The following is a 21,632-nucleotide window of genomic DNA, read 5'->3' on the forward strand; positions in this document are numbered from 1 at the left end:
GGTCGCAAGGACCGCCGGCTCAATGTTCGTGCAGGTTGCGGGCGTGCCGGACGAACCGGCGCAGCACCCGCCGTGCGTGCGGCGTTGCGCTGATGTCGCGGGCCAGCGCCTTGGCGCAGCGACCTTCGCGATGCAGCGCATCCTGCCTGGCCTGGACGTAGCCGCGCATGTGCGTGGCGCTGAATTCCGGGTGGAACTGTACGCCCCAGGTGCGCTCGCCCCAGCGGAAGGCATGGCAATCGTCCTGCGACGAACGCGCCAGCACGGTCGCGCCTTCAGGCGCGCGCAGCACGGTCTGCAGGTGCGTGGCCTGGGCCGCGAACTGCGGCGGCAGGCCGGCAAACAGCGGATCGTGCTCGGCGTGCGGGTGCAATTGCAGCCCGATCGTGCCCATCTCGCGGCCGGCCGGGTTGTCGCCAACCTCGCCGCCCAGCGCATGCGCCAGCAATTGATGGCCATAGCAGATGCCAAACAGCGGCATCCCGGCCTGCGCGGCCTCGCGCAACCAGACCGCGCTGCGTTCGCTCCAGTCGCGGCGCTCGGTCACCATCGCCGCGGAACCGGTGATGATCGTGCCGGCGAACCCTTCCCGGCCCGGCAGCGCCTGGCCGTCCTCGACATTGACCACGACCGCTTCGTCGGCCTCCAGGCCGGCGGCGACGCGAATCCAGTGGGGAAAGCCGCGATGGCGGCGCATCGAGGCGACGGGCTGGCCGGTTTCGACGATCAGGAAAGGCCGCTTGTGGCGATGGGTCACGGTACTGGGGACTGCAGAGTGAAGGGTGAAACGACTTCCGGCGGCAAGGCTCTGCACAACCCGGAAGGGCAAAAAATCCAGCGGCATCAAGGCCCGTGGCTATACTAGCGCGCTTTGCAGCACGCCAATCGGGAACCATGGCCGCACCTACCTTCCAGGAACTCATCCTGCGTCTGAACGCCTTCTGGGCGGACCAGGGCTGCGTGCTGATCCAGCCGCTCGACCTGGAGGTCGGCGCCGGCACCTTCCACCCGGCCACCTTCCTGCGCTCGCTGGGCCCGGAGCCGTGGAACGCGGCCTACGTGCAGCCGTGCCGCCGACCCACCGACGGCCGCTACGGCGAGAACCCCAACCGCCTGCAGCGCTACTACCAGTACCAGGTGGCGATGAAGCCCAGCCCCGACAACATCGTCGAGCTGTACTTCGATTCGCTCAAGGCGCTCGGCGTGGACCCGCTGGTGCATGACCTGCGCCTGGTCGAGGACAACTGGGAATCGCCGACGCTCGGCGCCTGGGGCCTGGGCTGGGAAGTCTGGCTCAACGGCATGGAGGTGACCCAGTTCACCTACTTCCAGCAGGCCGGCGGCATGGAGTGCCGACCGGTGCTGGGCGAGATCACCTACGGTCTCGAGCGCCTGTGCATGTACCTGCAGAACGTCGACAACGTCTTCGACCTGGTCTGGACACACGGACCGGACGGCACGCCGGTGACCTACGGCGACGTCTACCACCAGAACGAAGTCGAGCAGAGCGCCTACAACTTCGAGCATGCCGACGTCGCGGAGCTCTTCCACCGCTTCGACGCCTGCGAGGCCGAGGCGCTGAAGCTGATCGAACTGGGCCTGCCGTTGCCGGCCTATGACCAGGTCTGCAAGGCCAGCCACAGCTTCAACCTGCTCGATGCACGTCGCGCGATCAGCGTGACCGAGCGCCAGCGCTACATCCTGCGCGTGCGCCGCATCGCCCAGGGCGTGGCCGAGGCCTATTACGCGCAGCGCGAGAAACTGGGCTTTCCGGTGCTGAAGAAGACGCCGGCTGCGTGATTCAAGAGAAAAGTGACGACATGAAACCGCTGCTGATCGAACTGGGTACCGAAGAACTTCCCGTCAAGGCGCTGCCCGGCCTGGCCCAGGCATTCTTCGATGGCGTGATCGATGGCCTGCGCAAGCGCGGCGTCGCCTTCGCGCGTGGCGAGGCCAAGCCGCTGTACACGCCGCGCCGCCTGGCCGTGCTGCTGCCCGGTGTCGCCGACGAACAGCCGGAGCAGAAATCCGAGGTGCTCGGGCCGTACCTGAACATCGCGCTGGACGCCGATGGCCAGCCGACCAAGGCCCTGCACGGGTTCGCCGCCAAGGCCGGCATCGAGTGGACCGCGCTCGAGAGGACCAGCGACGCCAAGGGCGAACGCTTCGTGCACCGCGCGGTGAAGCCGGGCGCGCGCACCACCGAGCTGCTGCCGGAAATCCTGCGCGAAGCCGTCGCGGCGATGCCGATCCCCAAGCCGATGCGCTGGAGCGATCACGACTACGGTTTCGCCCGCCCGGTGCACTGGCTGGTGGTGCTGCACGGCAAGGATGTCGTCGACGCGCAGATCTTCGGCGTGACCAGCGACCGCATGAGCCGCGGCCACCGCTTCATGCACGACAAGCCGGTGTGGTTCAGCACGCCCAATGACTATGTCGAGTTCCTGCGCGGCGCCAAGGTGCTGGCCGATCCGGACGAGCGCCGCGAGCGCATCGTGCTGGAGGTGAACGCCGCCGCGACCGCGGCCGGCGGCAGCGCGCGCATCGACAGCGGCATCCTCGAGGAGGTCAACGGCCTCACCGAGTGGCCCAAGGCGGTGTCGTGCAGCTTCGAGCGGCAGTTCCTGGCGGTGCCGCAGGAAGCGCTGATCGCAACAATGGAAACCAACCAGAAGTTCTTCCCGGTGCTCGACGCCGAAGGCAAGCTCAGCGAGCACTTCATCGGCATCGCCAACATCGAGTCGCGCGACGAAAGCGAAGTCCGCAAGGGCTACGAGCGCGTGATCCGGCCGCGCTTCTCCGACGCGAAGTTCTTCTTCGTCGAGGACATGAAGCAGGGCCTGACGGCGATGAACGACGGCCTGAAGACGGTGAAGTACCAGGACAAGCTCGGCTCCATCGCCGACAAGGTCGCGCGTGTGGCGACGCTGGCCGAGATGGTGGCGGCGCAGGTCGGCGTCGACCCGCAGCAGGCGCGCGAGGCTGCGTTGCTGGCCAAGGCTGACCTGCAATCGCGCCTGGTCGGCGAGTTCCCGGAACTGCAGGGCATCGCCGGCCGCTACTACGCCGCGGTCGAGAACCAGCCGCTGGAAGTGGCGAACGCCATCGACGAGGCCTACATGCCGCGCTTCGCCGGCGATGCGATCGCGCCGAGCCCGCTGGGCCAGGTGCTCGCGATCGCCGAGCGCCTGGACACGCTGGCCGGCGGTTTCGCCGCAGGCCTGAAGCCCACAGGCAACAAGGACCCGTTCGCGCTGCGCCGCAACGCGCTGGGCCTGGCGCGCACGCTGCTGGAAGGCGGCCATGACGTGGTCCTGCACGATCTCGTCGAGCGCGCGCTGTCGCTGCAGCCGGCGGCCACCAAGGACATCGGCAGCTACGACATCACCTCGTTCGTCTATGACCGCCTGCGCGGCTACTACGCCGACCGCGGCGTGGCGGGCACGCAGTTCGACGCGGTCGAGAATGTCGTCCACGATTCGCTGCCCGACTTCGACCGCCGCCTCAACGCGATCGGCGAGTTCGCCAAGTTGCCCGAGGCCGAAGCACTGGCCGCGGCCAACAAGCGCATCCGCAACATCCTGCGCAAGGTCGAAGGCGCGGTGCCCGACGCCATCGACCCAGCCCTGTACCTCGAGCCGGCCGAGCGCGAGCTCGGCGAAGCCGTCGACAGCGCCGTGGCCGACACCGGCCCGCTGCTCGACCAGCGCGATTACGTGGCCGTGCTCGGCCGCCTGGCGCGGCTGCGTCCGCAGGTCGATGCATTCTTCGATGGCGTGATGGTGAACGTCGACGACGAGCGCATCCGCAACAACCGGCTCGCACTGCTCAAGCGCCTGTCCGATCGCCTCGGCAGCGTCGCCGCGATCGAACACCTGTCGATGTGACCGCAGCCGCGGCCGGACCGCCGCGGACTTATCACGGATTGTTCACTGGCTGACGGATGAAGCCCGGTTATCCTGCATTGATGCGCCCCCCGTACCGTCTGTTGGCCACCGCCGTGTTGACGATCGCCGCAGCCGGCACCGCCCAGGCGGCGAAGGTCACGGCCGTGGACATTCGCGGCCTCGATGAAGCGAAGACGCTGAACGTGCGCGGCGCGCTGTCGCTGGTGCAGGCAATCGACAAGGACCTGTCGGGGCGCCGCCTGGGTTACCTGGTCCGCGAGGCCGACGACGAAACGCGCGAGGCGCTGGAGCCGTTCGGCTATTACTCGCCGAAGATCGAGGTCACGCGCGAGGGCAGCGGTGACGCCACCAAAGTGATCGTCACCGTGTCCCTGGACGAGCCGGTGCGCGTGCGCCGCGCCGATATCGCCATCATCGGCGAGGGCAGCGAGGACCGTTACCTGAAGGAAGACCTGTCGGTGTTCCGCCCGCAGAAGGGCGACATCTTCGATCACGCGCAGTACGAAGCCAGCAAGACCAAGATCACCCGGCGCCTGGCCGAGCGCGGCTACTTCGACGCCGACTTCTCTTCGCGCCGCGTCGAGGTCACGCGCGCCGAGCATGCCGCCGACATCGACCTGGTCTGGACCAGCGGCGGCCGCTACGACATGGGCCCGATCACGTTCGTGCAGACGCCGCAGCACATCATCCGCGACAGCCTGCTCGAGCGCCTGGTGTACTGGGAACAGGGCAGCTACTACCACCAGGGCAAGCTCGACCGCTTCCGCGAGTCGCTGGCGCGCCTGGACTATTTCTCCAGCATCGAGATCGAGCCCGACCCCGACAAGGCGGTCGACAACGAAGTGCCGGTGCTGGTGACGCTGACGCCTGCCAAGCGCACCGTCTACACCGCCGGCGTCAGCTACGGCACCGACAGCGGCGCCGGCGTGCGCCTGGGCATGGAGCGCCGCTACGTCAACGACCGCGGCCACAAGGCCCTGGGGCAGATCGACTGGAACGAGGAGCGCAAGACCGCGACCGCGCAGTACCGCATCCCCGCCTTCGCCTGGCTCGATGGCTGGTACACCTTCAGTGCCCAGTATTACGACGAGCAGAGCGACTACATCGACACGCGCAAGGTCGAGCTGGTCGCCAGCCGCAGCGGCCAGATCAGCCGCCGACTCAACGCGATCGCCTCGATCCATGCGCTGCGCGAGCGCTGGGCGTACGTGGCCGACGACGATGGCGACGCCTCCACGCCGGTGCAGTACCGCAGCGCGACGTTCCTGTATCCGTCGCTGCGCGCGGATTACATCGACGCCGATGACCGGATCTTCCCGCGCAAGGCGATCGGCATCACCGTGGAGGTTCGCGGCGGGCTTGAAGGTGTCGGCTCCGATGCCAACTTCCTGCAGACCTGGGGCGTGGCGCGCTGGTATCACGGCATGGGCGCATTCAATCGCCTGATCGTGCGCGGCGAAGCCGGTGGCACGTTCACCAATGCCCTGGTCGACATGCCGCCGAGCCTGCGCTTCTTCGCCGGTGGCGACCGCAGCATCCGTGGCTACGCCTATCGTGAAGTAGGGCCCACCACGATCGGCAGCGACGGCAAGAAGTACGCGCTGGGTGCGAAGAACGTGCTCACCGGTTCGGTCGAGTTCGAGCACTATTTCAACGACACCTGGGGCGCTGCGGGCTTCGTCGATGCCGGCGATGCGTTCGACGACACGCCCGACATACACACCGGCGTCGGCTTCGGCGTACGCTGGAAGTCGCCGGTGGGGCCTGTGCGCTTCGACATCGCGCACGGCCTGAAGGATCCCGATTCGAACTACGAGATCTACCTCAACATCGGCGCGGACTGGTGAGGAGGTACGCATGAGCGAAAAGACGCCACAAGGCTCCAGCCAGACCCCTCCCGCCCCACTGCCTTCGGATCGGCACGAGGAGCGCATCGCCGAGCTGCGCCAGCGCAGGCGCGCGCGGCTGCGCTGGCTGGCGATCCGCGGCAGCCTGCTCGCCGGCGTGTTGACGCTGCTGCTGGCCGCGTTCGTCTACTGGCTGCTGACCAGCATCGGCGGCCGCGACCTGCTGCTGGCGCAGATCGTTGCGCGCTTGCCCGAGAACGCAGCGCTGTCGTGGCGATCGGTGGATGGCCCGCTGTCGGGCCCGCTGACCATGAACGGCGTGCGCTTCACCTACGACCGCATCGTCTTCACCGCCGACCGCGTGCACCTGGATCCTGCAATCCGGCCGTTGATCCGCAAGCGCCTGCGACTGGACGCGCTGCAGATCGCCAACGCGCACCTGGAGTTGCCCAAGAGCGACGAGCCCTTCGAGCTTCCACGCTGGCCGGAGGTGCTGCCGGAGATCGCGCCGCCGCTGGAGCTGCAGGCCGATGACGTCCGCGTCGACCGCTTCCTGGTGACCCAGGAGGGCGAGAAGCTGATCAACGTGCGCACGCTGCGCACCGGACTGGACGCGCAGCAGGGCAAGTTGCACGTCGAGCACCTGTACCTGGACAGCGACTACGGTCGCTTCAACCTCAACGGCGACTACGTCCCGCGCGAGGACTACCGCATTAGCCTCACCGCGAGCGGCCTGCTCGCCGCCGCCGACGGACGCACGCCGGCGCGCATCGGCCTGGTTGCGCGCGGCGACCTGTCGCGGATGAACGTCGCCGTTGCCGGCCATGTCCCCGCGCCGTTGCACGCCAGCCTGGTGCTGCGCGGCAAGGAAGATCCGCGCTGGAACGTGGTGGTCGACGCCGAAGGCCTCGACCTGGGCCTGGTGACCGGCGCCGAGAAGGCCGATACCGACCAGCTGGTGATCGGCAGCTTCAGCGCCGATGGCGTCGGCGGCAACGCCAACCTGCGTGGCGAATTCCGCCAGGGCGACCTGGTGGCGACGGTGCTGCCATCGAAGGTGCGCCTGGAGAACCAGGTGCTCGATGTGCAGCCGCTGGCGCTGCGCGTGTTCGACGGCACCGCCACGCTGCGCGGCCATGCCGATTTCAAGGACGCGGAGAACGCCAGCTTCCGTTTCGCCATCAACGCACGCGACCTGCGCTGGGGCGGCGAGAAGGGCACCGCGCAGACCGCTGGCGGCGGCGCCGAAGCGTCGCCGACGATCGGCGCCGACGCCGACCTCGGCTTCGCCGGCACGCTCAAGGCTTGGGCGGCGATCGGCAACGCCACGCTCACCCGCGACGGCGAGAAGGCGGTGGTGCAGTTCGACGGCCGCGGCAACGACGAGCGCATGACGCTCAAGACGCTCAAGGCGACGATGCCCAGCGGTACGCTCGACGGCAGCGGTGACATCGCCTGGGCGCCGGCACTGGGTTGGGACATCAATGCCCGACTCGCCGGTTTCGACCCGGGTTACTTCGCGCCGGACTGGAAGGGCTCGATCAACGGCAAGCTGGCGACCAGGGGCAGCACGCGCGCCGACGGCGGCCTCGAGATCGGCGCGGATGCCACCGACCTGGGCGGCCGCCTGCGTAACCGTCCGTTGAAGGGGCAAGGCCGCTTTGCCATGCACGGCGCCGGCACCGCCGGCGGCGAGACCGCCTACGAAGGCGATGTTGCGCTCTCGCTCGGCGGAAGCCGCATCGACGCGAAGGGGAAGGTCGCCAGCAATCTCGACATCGATGCGAAGTTCAGCCCGCTCGTGCTCAGCGACCTTCTGCCTGAGGGTGCCGGCACGCTGCGCGGCACGCTCAAGCTCAGCGGCCCGCGCACCGCGCCGGATGTGGTCGCCGACCTCACCGGCAGCGGCCTGAAGTACGGCGATTACCGCGCCGACACGTTCAGCGCCAAAGGCCGGCTGCCGTGGCAGCGCGGCAGCGGCGCGATCGCGGTGCGCGCCAGCGGTCTCGACGTCGGCCTGCCGCTGTCGTCGCTGACGGTCGACGCGCGCGGCGCGGTCGAAGCCCTGCAGCTGCAGGGCGAGGCACGCGGCGATATCGGCACGCTGACGCTGTCGGGCAACGCGCTCAAGCGCGGCACGACCTGGGAAGGCGCGCTTGCCTCGTTCCAGCTGACGCCGGCCAAGGGCGCGTCATGGCGCCTGCAGCAGGCCGCGCGCTTCCGCTGGGACGGCCGCAACGGCGCGCTGAGCAACAGCTGCTTCACCTCCACCGGCGGCGGCTCTTTGTGCGCGAATGCCGACTGGCCGCGACGCGGACTGGACCTGCGCGGCCAGTCGCTGCCGCTGAGCCTGCTGGTGCCGTACCTGCCCGAGCGTGAGGAACGCCGGCCCTGGCTGCTGCGCGGCGATGTCTCGTTCGAAGGCCAGCTGCGACCACTCGGCAATGCCTGGCGCGGCCAGTTCAATCTGCGCTCGGCCGGTGGCGGCCTGAAGAACAGCGAGCGTGCGCGGCGCGAGATGCTGAGTTACGACAACCTCGTGCTCAACGCGACCTTCGATCCCAAACGGATCCATGCCGAACTGTCCACCGCCTTCAACAGCGGCGGCCACATCGATGCGCGCATCGCCACCGGCTGGGACGACTTCGCGCCGATCGCCGGCGAGGTCTCGGTCAATACCGACGAACTGGTGTGGATGGAGCTGTTCTCACCGGACATCGTCGAGCCCAAGGGCCGGCTCGATGCGCGGATCAGCCTGGCCGGCACGCGCGCGCGCCCGCAGCTGGGTGGCCAGGCGCGGTTGTCCCAGTTCACCACCGAGCTGCCGTCGCTGGCCATCGTGCTGGAGGATGGTGACGTGCGTCTCAACGCGCTCGCCGACGGCAGCGCGCGCATCGACGGCCAGGTGCGCTCGGGCGAAGGCATCCTCAACATCGACGGCTCGCTGAACTGGCAGAACATGGACGCGCCGCTGACGCTGACGCTGCGCGGGCAGAACGTGCTGGTGTCGGACACGCGCGACCTGCATGCCGTGGCCAGTCCCGACATCGAAGTGCGCTACGCCGCCAAGCAGCCGCTGCAGGTCACCGGCACCGTTACCGTGCCGTCGGCCAAGATCGACCTCGAGCGGCTCGACCAGGGCGTGTCGGCGTCGCCGGACGTGGTGGTGCTCGATCCGGAAGACCCCGAGGACACCGGCGATACGCCGCTCGAACTCGACCTGACCCTGGCCCTGGGCGACGACGTCCGCCTCAACGGTTTCGGCCTGGACGGCAGCCTCGGCGGCAAGATGCGCGTGCGCTCGCACCCCGGGCGCGAGATGACCGCCAGCGGCCAGCTGCAGGTGCAGGGCCGGTACAAGGCCTATGGCCAGAAACTCGACATCACCCGTGGCGAACTGTCGTGGTCGAACGGGCCGGTTGCCGACCCGATCCTCAACATCCGCGCCGAGCGCGTGGTCGGCGATGTCACCGCCGGCGTCGACATCCGCGGCCGCGCCAGCGCGCCGACTGCGCTGGTGTGGTCGGACCCGGCCAGCTCGCAGTCCGAGGCCCTGGCCTACCTGACCCTGGGGCGGCCGCTGGCAAGCGCCAGCAGCGATGAGAGCAAGCAGCTCAACGCTGCCAGCGCCGCGCTGTCGGCCGGCGGCAGCCTGATCGCCTCGCAGCTCGGCGCCAAACTCGGCCTGGACGATGCCGGTGTGAGCGACAGCCGCGCGCTGGGCGGCAGCGTGCTCGGCGTGGGCAAGCACATCTCGCCGCGACTGTATGTCGGCTACGGCGTGTCGCTGCTTGGCACCGGCCAGGTGGTGATGCTGAAATACCTGCTGCGCAAGGGTTTCGACGTGCAGATCGAATCAAGCACGCTGGAGAACCGGGCGTCGTTGAACTGGCGAAAGGAGAAGTAGGAACGCATGGCCCAGGTACTGCAGACCGCACGACTGAACATTCGCGAGATCGACGAATCCGATGCGCCTTTCATCCTCGAATTGCTGACGGATCCCTCGTTCCTGGAGAACATCGGTGACCGCGGCGTCAGCGACCTGGCCAGCGCGGTGAACTACATCCGCACCGGTCCAGGCGACAGCTATGCGCGCAATGGCTACGGCCTGTGGCTGGTCGAACTCAAGGACTCGCGCATCCCGGTGGGTACGTGCGGGATCATCCGCCGCGACACCCTGCCGGCCGCCGACATCGGCTATGCCTTCCTGCCGCGGCACTGGGGCCAGGGTTATGCGCTGGAGGCCTGCCAGGCCGTGCGCGACCACGCGCTGCGCACGCTGGCGATGCCGCAGCTCCTGGCCATTGTCGCGCCCGGCAACAACGCTTCGATCAAGGTACTCGAACGCATTGGCTTCAACTTCCGCGACACCGTGCAGCTGACCGCCGATGCCGAGCAGGTGAAGCTCTACGCCGTCCAGGCCTGAAGCGGCGCGTCGGGAGAGGCGATCCGCCGCCCTCCCCTCAAGGGGAGTAATGCGGCGCTGCGCGTTGCGGCGTGCGGATCAGCTTGTCGAGTTCGAATCCCTGCTGGCGTGCGGTGGCCAGGAAGTCCTGCTGCTCGGCTTCGGGCAAGGCGGGTTCGCGCGCGAGCAGCCACAGGTACTTGCGATCGGGGGAGCCGACCAGCGCGGTTCGATACGCATCGTCCACGCGCAGGATCCAGTAATCGCCCTTGGTGAAGGGCACCCACTTCAGGCCGTCGGGCATGAAGCTCACTTCCAGTTTCGCGTTGCCGCTGCCTTCGACCACGACCGCTTCACCCACCGACTGCTCGCCCTCGCCTTTGCCATTGACGGCGCGATTGTCGACCTTGACCGTGCCATCGGGGTTCAACGAGTAGGTCGCGGTGATGTTGCTGTAGTCCTCCGGCTCGTACCGCATGGGCAGGCGGGCGATCTCGTACCACGTGCCCAGATAGCGGCTCAGATCGACTGCAGGTGCGGTGGACGGTTCGGACGTATGGGTCGACGCATGGGTCATGGACGCATTCCTCGCGGTTGGCATTGACGCTGCCGGACTGGCAGGGTCGCCGCCCGCGCGTAAGCGGACCGTGCGTGAAATGCAAAACGGGTCTACACGTCCCTTAATGGTTCAGCTTGCAGGGCGCGCGATCACCAGATCAGGTCGTCCGGCACCTTGAACTGCGCGTAGTACTCGTCGTCTTCAGACGAAGCCGCGGTGGGCTCGGCGCTGGCGTCCTGGCCATGATCGAGCACGATCATGCTGTCATCACGTTCGCGCACCTTGTCGGCGGCCGCGCGTGGCAGCAGCTCGTAACGTTCGTCGATGCGGGCGATCACCAGCACGCCGGACGACAGCTTCTTGCGCAGGTCGCCGTCGATCAGCAACGTGCGGATGGCGCCGTCCGCGGTGAAGCGGTACTCGCTCTCGCCCGAGCGCGGCACCTTGCGGTCCTCGATGATCTGTCGCGCCTGGGCACGAAGCTCGGTGATGCGCGCCTGCGCCTTGCGTTCTGCCGCCAGTGCGCGGTCGCGCTCGGCCTTCTCGGCGCGCGCCCGCTCGGCTTCCAGCTGGATCTCGCTCGGCCCAGACGGGCCTTTGGCGTGCCGGGCCTTGTTCTGCTCGCGCGCCACCTCGGCCAGCTTGGACTTCTTGACCAGTCCGGCCTTGAGCAGCTGTTCCTGGAGCGGATTCGCCTTTGCCATGTCGCGGTTTCTTGCCGTGGATTTCCGGCCCATCATACCCACCGACCCCGCCTCCCGCCTCGATCCCCGCCGATGGAAGACCTGAAGTACCTCGCCGGCTATCCGCAGCACCTGCAGGCTCGGGTGCGCGAACTGATCGAACAGGATCGACTGGGCACGGTGCTGTCCGGCAAGTACCCCCAGCCGCACGCCGTGCGCAGCGACGGCCAGCTTTATGAATACGTGCAGGCGCTCAAGGACCGCCACCTGCGCAAGTCGGTGCCGCTGGGCAAGGTGATCTATGACAGCAAGCTGCAGGTGATGAAGCACGCGCTCGGAACCCACACTGCGATCTCGCGGATACACGGAGGCAAGCTCAAGGCCAGCCGCGAGATCCGCATCGCCACGGTGTTCCGTGATGCGCCCGCGCAGTTCCTGAAGATGATCGTCGTGCATGAACTGGCGCACATGAAGGAAGCCGAACACAACAAGGCCTTCTATCAGCTGTGCGCGCACATGGAACCGGACTACCACCAGCTGGAGTTCGATCTGCGGCTCTACCTGACGCATCTGGATATCGCGCAGAAATAGGGCTGCCGCAACCGCCCGTCGGCGAGTCCGCACAGGTGGCCTGTGCGTCCGCGCCATCGCGTTCGATCCCAATGGCCGTGTTCATTCCACGGATGGCAAAGGAGCGATTCGATGGAACGGACCAACAGCAAGCGGCTTCTGTTCACCGCCAACCACGTCACCACCAAGCTGACGGCCAACGACCAGGAAGCGGCCGCGGCGCAGCCTGAAGGCGCGCTGCGCAAGCTGGCGTTCGTGCGCGCCCTGCGGGTCACGTCGCCGGAGTTGCAGCGCCTGCGGGAACACTCGACTGCGCACGATCCCGGTGTTCGCGAGACGCTGCACGCCGTGGCTCAGCTCGAGACGGCTTCGCACCTCGAGGCCGCCGCCGGCCTCGCGCGCGTGCCGGCCGAGCGCCTGGTCGCGATCGCCGACCAGGTGGCCGCACTGCGCGGCACCCAGCGCACCGGCGCCTTCGACATGGTGCGGGAGGCCTTCGCGCAGCAGATCAAGGTGTCTCCGGTCGGCCGCCTGCACCTGGAGCGCCTGGAGATGTACCCGGCGGGCGTGGAACGCGGCGAACTCGTCTTCACCGTGCCGATGGCGCCCGGCGAGACAGTGACGGTTTCGCACAAGGAGTGGTCGACGTCTTCCCAGACCTACGAAGACATCGTCCAGGACGCCTTCGAGAGCTACAGCGAGCGTGGCGTCGCCGAGAAGACGGACGCCTCGATGTCGACACAGAACGAGGCCCGGCATGCCGATGCGCTCAGCTTCGGTTCCACGCTCACCGGCAGCTATGGCCCGGTGTCGCTGACCACCACCCTTGGCCTGAACAACAACAACGAGACCCACGACTCGTTGAGCAGTTCGATGCACCAGATCAAGGAAGTGACGGAGAAGGCCTCGGCCCGCTCGCGCCAGGAGCACAAGGTCTCCATCAAGCTCGAGAGCAGCAAGGGCACCGAGGACAGGAGCTTCCGCACGATCACCAACCCCACTGCCAATGCGCGGCGCATCGACTATTACAAGATGATGCGCAAGTGGAAGACCGACCTCTTCCGCTATGGCCTGCGGATGACCTACGACGTCGCCATCCCGACCCCGGGAGTACGGCTGTGGGCGCGCTGGCGGCGACTGGCCGCGATCGATGCCGAACTGCAGGTTCCGTTTGTCTTCGCGCTGCAGCCGGAGGACCTCACCACGCTCAACTACGTGGACGAGGGCGAAAAGGTCGGCGCGCTGGGCCTGCCCGACCTCCCCGACGAGCAGGTCAAGCAGAGCCTGAGCAATACGATCGGGCCGATCGCCGAGGACGACCGGCACAACGTCGGCTACTTCAAGTTCGAGTTTGATGTACCCGCGGGTTACGAGTTCCTTGCCGCCACCGCCACCGCGCACATCAACCGCTGGACCGGCGAAGCGTGGCACTTCCGCTGGTACAGCGGCAACACCATCTTTCACAAGCCGCCGGCGTTCCCGCTGAACGAAGCGATCGGCGACTTCAACCACTTCAAGGGCGCCACCGGCCATCTCACCGGCGTATGCATGTACCAGACCATCCTGTCGGCCGCGCTGGTACTCGATGTCACGTACTCGCGCACGCATGCGGTCTACGTGGACTGGCGGCGACGGGTGTGGGACGCCATCCACGCCGCGGCACGCGCCCAGTACCAGGATCGGATGAGCCGGCTGCAGGTCGAGCGCGACCGTCTCTGGCGCGACCTCACTGCCAAGGACACGCTTTCGCTGCGCCGCATCGAGCGAGAAGAGATGTTGCGCCTGATCATGCTTTGGCTGCTGGGTCCGTCCAGCGGCTACTCCAACGCGCCCGGCAGCGTGCAGAAGACCATCGATCGACTGCTCACCAACGAGCAGTTCCACATGACCGGCAATCCGGGGCCGGTCGCAGACTCCCCCACCTTCACCGGCATCGTCGAAGCCGACTGGGCGGAGGCGCTGCTGTTTGGCGAGCTGGTCAAGTTCGTGCAGCAGGCGGTGGAGTGGGAGAACCTGCTCTACTTTCCTTATGCCTATTTCTGGGGTTCGGAGAACCAGGGCCGCGACAAGTTGCTGTTCGAGTGCGCGGACCCGGAGCACCAGCGCTTCCTGCGTGCCGGTTACATGCGCGTGGTGCTGACCATCCGGCCCGGCTACGAAGAAGACTTCACGCGCCTGGTCGAGACGGGCTCGCTGCAGGGTCCGGGCACTTCGCCGTACCTGCCCATCGCGCAGGAGATCGCAAATTTCGCGCGCACCAACTACATGGGGATCCCGCCGGCCAATCCGGAAAAGCACGCGCGCCCGCTGCTATACCCGCAGCAACGGCGGACCTGGGAGAACATGGAAACGGTCATCGCGCAGATCGAGCAGTTCCGCGTCGACGAGGGTCACTATCCCGCGACGCTCGCCGACCTGCCGGGCGGTGCGCCCGATCCCGATGCCTGGGGCAACGACCTTGTCTACGACATCCCGGGCAGCGGCAACGACTACGACCTCATCTCCTTCGGCGCGGACGCAGCCGCGGGCGGCGATGAGCTGGATGCCGACATCTCCTCGGCGGCAGGCGCGTCGCTCGTCGCAAGCTGGTTCGAATACACGCCCACCAGTGGCATCGACCTCGAGGTCGACACCAAGCCGGTCGACATCGCCTAGCCCAGGGCGGCAGCCATGAGCGAGTTGCTGGACCGCTGGTTCATCGCCAAGGCGCGCCGCGGGCAGCCGCCTGCGGCCTGCGAGAACAACGACGTCACCGCCTACATCCACTACGTCGACTACTACCGCGCGCTCGGCGACGCGCTTCGCACGGCCGGCGAAGGCAACGTGGTGCTGCTTGCCGGCTGGAGCATCGATCTGGACACGCCGCTCGGAGACGATCCGAAGCAGACGGTGGGTGAGTTGCTCAAGCAGGCCGGCGCCGCCCGCGCGCGCGTCTGCGTGCTCCTGTCGGGCCATCACGGCAATCCCAGTCCGCCCGCGGCCGACTGGCTGCGGCGGCAACCGGGTTGCGCCGCCATCCTCGACGACCGGACGCGACTGCCCGGCTGCTTCCACCAGAAGGCCGCCGCGGTGCTGACCCCGGACGGCGTGACCGCCTTCGTGGGCGGCATGGACATCGGTCGCGACCGGCTGGCCGATCCCGTGAGCAAGCGGGCGCCGTGGCACGACGTGCAGGTGAAACTGCGCGGACCGGCCGCCCACGACGTGTACGCCACGCTCGCAGCGCGCTGGGGGAGCCACGCCAGCCAGCGCAGCACTCCGATTCCAGGGACGCCGCGCGCCGTGGTGAACGCGCGTGCGGGTACGGCGCGGGCGGTGCAGGTGGTACGCACCTATGGCAACCCCTGCACCGGCATCCCGCTGACCGTGCTGCGCCCGGAGAATGCGCGCGCGTCGATGGCCCAGGTCATGCGCGATGTCGAGAACGGCAGCGAGTTCAGCTTCGCGCCCAAGGGCGAGTCGTCGATCCACGATCTGCTGGTCCAGGCCATCCGCGCGACGCGCGAGTCGATCTATGTCGAAGAGCAGTACTTCGTCGCCTCTGCCGCCATGGGCGGCCAGGAAGAACTGCTGCAGGCGCTTGCCGAAGCCATCGCCCGGCCGAGCTTCAAGCACATGCTGGTGCTGACGACGGGCGTGGGCACGGTGCAGGGCGAACTGTTCCAGACCAACCAGCGCCGCCGCGACCTGGTGCGCCGCATCGCCGCGCGCTTCCCGGACAAGATCTCGCTGTGGGCTTACAAGGGCGGACAGGACCGCTGCTACTGGCTGCACTCGAAGATGTGGATCTTCGACGACACCATGGCCGTCATCGGCTCGGCCAACTTCAATCGTCGCGGTCTCTCGCACGACGGCGAGCTGGGCGTGGGCGTGGTGGACACGCAAGCCCCGGCGCGCGGCTGGGTGCGCGAGCTGCGCAAGCGCCTGTGGCTCAAGCATCTTCCAACCGCGGCGCGGCCGGTCACGGCCGAGCAGGTCGACGATTTCGAACAGGGCCGCGCGTTGTGGGTCGACACGGGGAACACCCTGCTGTTCCGCATGGACACCGAGGCCGGCGAGCCTTCACAGCCGGACCGCCTGATGGTTTGCAGCGACCCGCCGCCGCCGACGCGCTGGGGCCGGTTTGTCCGGGGCTGCGCCTGCGCGCCGTATCCCTTCGGTGGTCCGCTGCGCTCGTACCAGAGGCAGTGGGACCTGGCACTGGACCCGGACGGTACGTAAGGTTGCCGGGCGGTGGTCGGATACCACCCATTCCACATCAGGACCCGGCGATGCGACTGGTATGCCTATCTCTCTTGCTCCTGGCGTCGTCGGCGCAGGCAAGCGGATTAGCGCGCGAACGCATGAGGCGGCCTATGGAGGGATTTGCCATGAAAGGAAGTCGTCGCGTTGTGTTCTGGTCTTCGCTCGCGGTCACGCTGCTTGCAACCAGCACTATTGCGTCAGCTCGGCGGGCGTATGAAGTTGAGATCGGCTACTTCGATGCCTCTGTGTCGGTGAGGGCGATGGCAACGGCTGGTACTGCGGTTACTAGTATTTCGCTGTAGCTCGACTGCCAAGGGCGGCGTCCTGTACTCCGCCCTTGGTTCTGGTTGGCGAGACGTCTACCTGGTCTTCGACACGCGATACGTCAGCTCGGCAAACCCCGTTCCGACCTGAGCCACCGATTCGAGGGACAGGCGCGGACTCAGAACCCGACGCGGGAAAAGCGGCTTTCCTTGTCCCAGCGTTACCGAGCCGATCTGGACGATGATCTCGTCCAGCAGATCGGCGTCATGGAACTGCCCGGCGAGATCTCCGCCTCCCATCACCCAGACATTCCTGCCGCCAGCAGCCATGAGCATCTGCTGATGGGCCGCTTTCACATCGCCCTCGACGAAATGGACGTTTGCGCCGGCAACCGTCGCAAGCTTTCGACTGGTGAAAACCCAGGTTGGCTGTGCGTAGGGCCAGGCCGATCCCGTCTGCTCCGAAACCGCCTTGGCGTTGCGCATGATCCACTCATAAGTGGCCGATCCCATGGCGATCGCACCGACGCCCTGGATGAACGATGGATAGCTCGTCTGCTCGATATCGGCCAGCGGGAACAGCCATTCGAGGGAGTCGTCTTCCGTAGCGAGGAAGCCGTCAAGACTGGAGGAGGTGTAGTACTGCGTCTTCAATTCGATACCCTCGGATGGGAACGTCCGAAGACTCTATAACTTCCACCAAACCGGCAGAATGACCTGATCTGGCGTTGCGTTCGACGGGCCACGTTCGCCTATGCAATCTCGATCCTGACGTCGCCAAACCACAGCTGTTGCCAGCGGGTCGCCTTCTCCGCGGCCGGCAGCAATCGCGGTTGCGCGGTCTGTTCGGGTGCGAAACCCGGAGCACCCTCGACTGTTCTGGCGTTGAGCGCTGCGTATAGACGACCATCGTTCTGGTAGGTCGCCAGCACCAGCACGGCGCAGCTTGCGCAGGCAATGAACTCGGCCTGATCCGATCCGTGCCGGTAGTGCAGCGCTGCGTTGCCGTCTTGCTGGCGCATTCGCAACCGTCCCGCCGGATCGGTCAGCCATGCCGCGCCATGCCGGGTACAGAACTCACAGTCGCACGCGCGCGGGGCGTAGTCGTGCAATGGCCGGGTCAGCGTGGCCTCCACGGCCAGGCGCCGGCAATGGCAACTGGCGTGGACGACCGGGCTCACGGTGCCAGCCGGTAGCGCTGGCCCTGCAGCCGCGGCTTACCGTCGACGACGTCTGTCCACACGACATAGGCGCCATCATCGGCCAATGCGAGCTGGGCGAAACCGGTGGCGCGGCCGCGACCCTGCAGCCGCGCCACTTCGACGCGCTGCAGTTCGCGCCCGAGGTCGGGTGCGTATCGCGCCAGCTGCAGCGACTGCACGCCGGCGTCTTCGCGCATCCAGAGCACCCAGGCGACGTTCTTGTCGAGTGCGAGGTCGACCCTTCCCTGCACCGGCATGCCCTGGTCTACCGTCACAGGTGCGGCAAAGGTGTCGCCGGCATCGTTGCTGCGCGCGATCTTCAGCGCCGGCATGTCGCCGGCCGCGGTGTACCACGCGACCAGCGCGGTATCGCCGTCGGCGACGACGGCCGGGCCGTTGACCGGGCAGGCGGGCATCTTCCAACCGTCGGCGTGGACCACGTGCGCGGGTGTCCACGCGCCGTCCTGCAAACGGGTGACGGCGATGTCGCGGATCTCGTCGGGCGTTCGGTCGCGATACGCCAGCAGCGGGCCGCGGCCGCCGAGAGCGACGTCGGTCTGGCAGCAGTCGCAGGTCATTGCATCGAGTTCGCGTTCGTCGGCCCGCTGCAGCGATGCGTCGAAGAACGCGACGCGCAACGTCATCGCACCGCCGTGGTGGCCTTCATGCCCTCCGTGTCCGCCATCGCCGCCGCCGCTGTTGCGGCCGTCGAGCCAGGCCACGCCGATACGGTCGGGGCCCGCCGGCCACAGCGATACGAAGCCATGATCGGAGGGCATGCCGTCGTCGTTCACCAGCACCGGTTTCGACCAGGTGCGTCCCTGGTCGCCGGACCTCACCAGTGCGACGTCGTATGCATACGGCGCCTTGCCCGATTTCTTCAACCAGTGCGCCCACAGCGCGCCATCGGCCGTCACTGCAATATGCGGCGTGTCGGCCCAGTTGACGAACCAGTCGTCGCCGCGCGCGATCTGCCCTGTATCGCTCCACTTGCCGTTCACCTGGCGCGCGAACTTCAACGCATGCGCGTCGCCGTCGGTCTCGATCCAGGACAGCACGAGGGAACCGTCGGGGGCGCGCACCAGGTCGGGCTGCGCCGCCGGAGCCTGGCCCGACGGCAGTGTCCACGGTTCGGCCGTGGCCGCCGCGACCGCCTCGGGTTTCGCCGGCGCTGGCGACGCGCTGGTGGTCGCGGTGGTGGTTGCGGTGGCCGCTTCGTCCGCGGGCGTGGCCGTGCGGTCGCATGCAACCGGCAGCAGCAACAGCAGGGGCAGGATCAGGCTGGGCTTCATCGGGGCAAGCCTAACTCCTAGTGCCGTCGAGGGGGATACCCGCCCTGTACGCCAAGGCGCCGAGCAGCTCGGCTTCGGCGAGGCGGCCAACTTCATCAAGTTCTTCAAGCGCGATGCCGGTTGTTCGCCGGGCGAGTTCCGGCGCCAGCATTCGGCCTGACTGCGCGCCTGCTGACTGCCGGGCGACGACGCGATCAGGCCACGCGGGCGCGGCGGGCGCGGGTCAGGTGCACCAGCAACAACGAGATCGCCGCCGGCGTCATGCCCGGGATGCGCTGCGCCTGGCCGATGGTCTGCGGACGCACGCGCTCGAGCTTGCCCTGCACTTCCGCCGACAGGCCGCGCACGGCGGCGTAGTCGAAGTCGTGCGGGATCGCCGTGGTCTCGTGGCGCTGCTGGCGGGCGATCTCCTCGCGCTGGCGGTCGAGGTAGCCGGCGTACTTCACGCCGATCTCTACCTGCTCGGCCACTTCGGCGTCGTCCACCGCAGGGCCGAGCGACGGCACCTGCATCAACTTCGCGTAATCGAGTTCGGGACGCTTGAGCAGGTCCAGCGCGCTGGTTTCGCGGCTGATCTCGATGCCCAGCGCGCTCATCGCCTCGCGGCCAAGCGCGTTGCCCGGCGCGGCCCAGACCGCGCCCAGGCGCGTGTTCTCGCGGGCCACGGCTTCGCGCTTGGCGTCGAAGCGGGCGAAGCGGGCGTCGTCGACCAGGCCGAGTTCGCGTCCAACCGGGGTCAGGCGCGCGTCGGCGTTGTCCTCGCGCAGCTGCAGGCGGTATTCGGCGCGCGAGGTGAACATGCGGTAGGGCTCGCTGGTGCCGTGGGTGATCAGGTCGTCGACGAGCACGCCCAGATAGGCCTCGTCGCGACGCGGCGACCAGCCCTCTTGGCCCTTCACGAAACGCGCGGCGTTGACGCCGGCGAGCAGGCCCTGCGCGGCAGCCTCCTCGTAGCCGGTGGTGCCGTTGATCTGGCCGGCGAAGAACAGGCCCGCCATGGCCTTGGTCTCGAGCGTCGACTTGAGCCCGCGAGGATCGAAGAAGTCGTACTCGATCGCGTAACCCGGGCGGGTGATGTGGGCGTTCTCGAAACCGCGGATCGACCGCACCAGCGCCAGCTGCACGTCGAACGGAAGCGAGGTCGAGATGCCATTGGGGTAGATCTCGGCGACGTCCAGGCCCTCGGGCTCGACGAAGATCTGGTGGCTGGGCTTCTCGGCGAAGCGCACCACCTTGTCCTCGATCGAGGGGCAGTAGCGCGGGCCGATGCCTTCGATCTGGCCGGTGTAGAGCGGTGAACGGTCGAGCGCGCCGCGGATGATCTCGTGGGTCTGCTCGCTGGTATGGGTGATCCAGCACGAGACCTGGCGCGGCTGGTCGGCATGGCTGCCCATGAAGGACATGACCGGGCGCGGGTCGTCGCCGGGCTGCTCTTCCATCACCGAGTAGTCGAGGCTGCGGCCGTCGATGCGCGGCGGCGTACCGGTCTTGAGGCGGTCGACCACGAACGGCCCTTCGCGCAGGCGCGCGGCCAGGGCGACGGCGGGCGGGTCGCCGGCACGGCCGGCGGCATAGGTGGTCTGGCCGACGTGGACCTTGCCGGCGAGGAAGGTGCCGGCGGTGAGGATGACCGCAGGCGCTTCGAAACGCAGCCCGGTCTGGGTGACCGCACCGGCGACGCGGCCGTCGGCGAAGACGATGTCGTCGACCGCGGCCTGGAACAGGGTCAGGTTGGGCTGGCTCTCGACCGCGCGCCGGATGAAGGCGCGATAGAGCGAGCGGTCGGCCTGGCAGCGGGTGGCGCGTACGGCCGGGCCCTTGGACGCATTGAGCCGGCGCCACTGGATGCCGGCCGCGTCGGCAGCGCGCGCCATGATGCCGCCCAGTGCGTCGATTTCCTTGACCAGGTGGCCTTTGCCGATGCCGCCGATGGCCGGGTTGCAGCTCATCGCGCCCACCGTCTCCACCGAGTGCGTCAGCAGCAGCGTGCGGGCGCCGGCGCGGGCCGACGCGAGCGCGGCCTCGGTGCCGGCATGGCCGCCGCCGATCACGATCACGTCGTACTGGTAGAAGTTCTGGCTCATCGAATCCTGGGGGCAATGCGGGTGGGCAACTCGGGCCGCTGCTGAATTTTAGGCCACATGGCTTTGCCCTGCCGGTCAGCCTGAATCCAACGTGAAACTTGGCACGGTTCGTGCTTTGTATCTAATGCACCCAGCGGGGCAGGCGCTCATCGCCGGCCGGAATTGGAACAGGGGCTGGCCAAGCGCTCGCGGGGGAAGCCGGGGGGCCGAATGTCGGGGGACGTTCGGCCCCCTTTTTTTATTGCCGCAGGCAATAAAAACCCAAAGTTTGCTGTGCAAACCTTGGGCCCCGTGGATGCCCTTCCCAATCCCTGCGGCTGCCGCCGCGCCCCCTTACCAAGGGGGCTGGGCCTCCAGTGGGGGCTCAGTGGGGCCGAGGGGCCTTTCTTTGATATCCGGACAAGACGAAGGCCCGCGTTGGCGGGCCTGGTGTCGGCTTGCGATTTGCAGGGCCGCGCGGTGCGCGCTGGGCCGGATTAGGCGCCGACGCCCGACGGGGACGGAACAGGGGGGATCCGTGGTTCCTCGCCGGGCGCCGACATAGAAGCGGAGCCGCTTTGCGATTTACGTCCAA

Annotated in this window: 15 protein-coding genes; 8 read left to right on the forward strand and 7 right to left on the reverse strand. The window is 67.7% G+C overall.

Annotation, left to right across the window (positions count from 1 at the left end):
• Positions 1-19: 19 nt before the first annotated feature.
• Positions 20-757 carry a glutamine amidotransferase gene (locus AB4Y64_RS06155; RefSeq protein ID WP_441815556.1) on the reverse strand — a complete coding sequence of 246 codons (738 nt, stop codon included), beginning with the start codon at positions 755-757 and terminating at the stop codon, positions 20-22.
• 137 nt (positions 758-894) lie between these two features.
• Between AB4Y64_RS06155 and glyQ the strand changes: the two genes are divergently transcribed.
• From glyQ to AB4Y64_RS06180, 5 genes are all read left to right on the forward strand, one after another.
• Entirely contained in the window at positions 895-1,800 is a 906-nt protein-coding gene (gene glyQ / locus AB4Y64_RS06160) for a glycine--tRNA ligase subunit alpha (protein ID WP_441815557.1), read from the forward strand.
• Positions 1,801-1,820: 20 nt separating this feature from the next.
• A complete protein-coding gene (glyS, locus tag AB4Y64_RS06165) occupies positions 1,821-3,887 on the forward strand; it encodes a glycine--tRNA ligase subunit beta (RefSeq protein WP_441815558.1) in 2,067 nt (688 codons plus the stop codon).
• A gap of 80 nt (positions 3,888-3,967) precedes the next feature.
• Complete coding sequence (locus tag AB4Y64_RS06170) at positions 3,968-5,755, forward strand: autotransporter assembly complex protein TamA (RefSeq protein WP_441815559.1); 1,788 nt, start codon at positions 3,968-3,970, stop codon at positions 5,753-5,755.
• A gap of 10 nt (positions 5,756-5,765) precedes the next feature.
• A complete protein-coding gene (locus tag AB4Y64_RS06175) occupies positions 5,766-9,662 on the forward strand; it encodes a translocation/assembly module TamB domain-containing protein (RefSeq protein ID WP_441815560.1) in 3,897 nt (1,298 codons plus the stop codon).
• A gap of 6 nt (positions 9,663-9,668) precedes the next feature.
• Complete coding sequence (locus AB4Y64_RS06180; RefSeq protein ID WP_441815561.1) at positions 9,669-10,181, forward strand: GNAT family N-acetyltransferase; 513 nt, start codon at positions 9,669-9,671, stop codon at positions 10,179-10,181.
• A 37-nt stretch (positions 10,182-10,218) separates the two neighbouring features.
• Here AB4Y64_RS06180 and AB4Y64_RS06185 read toward each other — a convergent pair whose 3' ends face one another.
• Complete coding sequence (locus AB4Y64_RS06185; protein ID WP_441815562.1) at positions 10,219-10,737, reverse strand: lipocalin family protein; 519 nt, start codon at positions 10,735-10,737, stop codon at positions 10,219-10,221.
• Between the two features lie 131 nt (positions 10,738-10,868).
• Complete coding sequence (locus AB4Y64_RS06190; protein WP_441815563.1) at positions 10,869-11,423, reverse strand: DUF2058 domain-containing protein; 555 nt, start codon at positions 11,421-11,423, stop codon at positions 10,869-10,871.
• Positions 11,424-11,495: 72 nt separating this feature from the next.
• On the opposite strand from AB4Y64_RS06190, the gene AB4Y64_RS06195 reads away from it, so the two are divergent.
• The 3 genes from AB4Y64_RS06195 to AB4Y64_RS06205 all read left to right on the forward strand — a co-directional run bounded on the left by AB4Y64_RS06195 (position 11,496) and on the right by AB4Y64_RS06205 (position 16,193).
• Entirely contained in the window at positions 11,496-11,993 is a 498-nt protein-coding gene (locus tag AB4Y64_RS06195; protein ID WP_441815564.1) for a M48 metallopeptidase family protein, read from the forward strand.
• A 111-nt stretch (positions 11,994-12,104) separates the two neighbouring features.
• The gene (locus tag AB4Y64_RS06200; protein ID WP_441815565.1) at positions 12,105-14,627 is read left to right on the forward strand and encodes a type II secretion system protein GspG; all 2,523 of its coding nucleotides are present in this window, start codon (positions 12,105-12,107) and stop codon (positions 14,625-14,627) included.
• A 15-nt stretch (positions 14,628-14,642) separates the two neighbouring features.
• Complete coding sequence (locus AB4Y64_RS06205; RefSeq protein WP_441815566.1) at positions 14,643-16,193, forward strand: phospholipase D-like domain-containing protein; 1,551 nt, start codon at positions 14,643-14,645, stop codon at positions 16,191-16,193.
• A gap of 383 nt (positions 16,194-16,576) precedes the next feature.
• Here AB4Y64_RS06205 and AB4Y64_RS06210 read toward each other — a convergent pair whose 3' ends face one another.
• The 4 genes from AB4Y64_RS06210 to mnmG form a co-directional block, all read right to left on the reverse strand.
• The gene (locus tag AB4Y64_RS06210; protein ID WP_441815567.1) at positions 16,577-17,134 is read right to left on the reverse strand and encodes a dihydrofolate reductase family protein; all 558 of its coding nucleotides are present in this window, start codon (positions 17,132-17,134) and stop codon (positions 16,577-16,579) included.
• Between the two features lie 98 nt (positions 17,135-17,232).
• On the reverse strand, positions 17,233-17,661 hold the full coding sequence (locus tag AB4Y64_RS06215) for a GFA family protein (RefSeq protein WP_441815568.1): 429 nt from the start codon (positions 17,659-17,661) through the stop codon (positions 17,233-17,235).
• Positions 17,658-18,974, reverse strand: a complete 1,317-nt coding sequence (locus AB4Y64_RS06220; RefSeq protein WP_441815569.1) for a sialidase family protein — start codon at positions 18,972-18,974, stop codon at positions 17,658-17,660. The genes AB4Y64_RS06215 and AB4Y64_RS06220 overlap by 4 nt, the downstream gene beginning before the upstream one ends.
• Before the next feature lie 194 nt (positions 18,975-19,168).
• Complete coding sequence (gene mnmG / locus AB4Y64_RS06225; RefSeq protein ID WP_441815570.1) at positions 19,169-21,058, reverse strand: tRNA uridine-5-carboxymethylaminomethyl(34) synthesis enzyme MnmG; 1,890 nt, start codon at positions 21,056-21,058, stop codon at positions 19,169-19,171.
• Between the last annotated feature and the right edge of the window lie 574 nt (positions 21,059-21,632).

Source organism: Lysobacter sp. TAF61 (assembly GCF_052113485.1).
GTDB lineage: Bacteria > Pseudomonadota > Gammaproteobacteria > Xanthomonadales > Xanthomonadaceae > Lysobacter_J.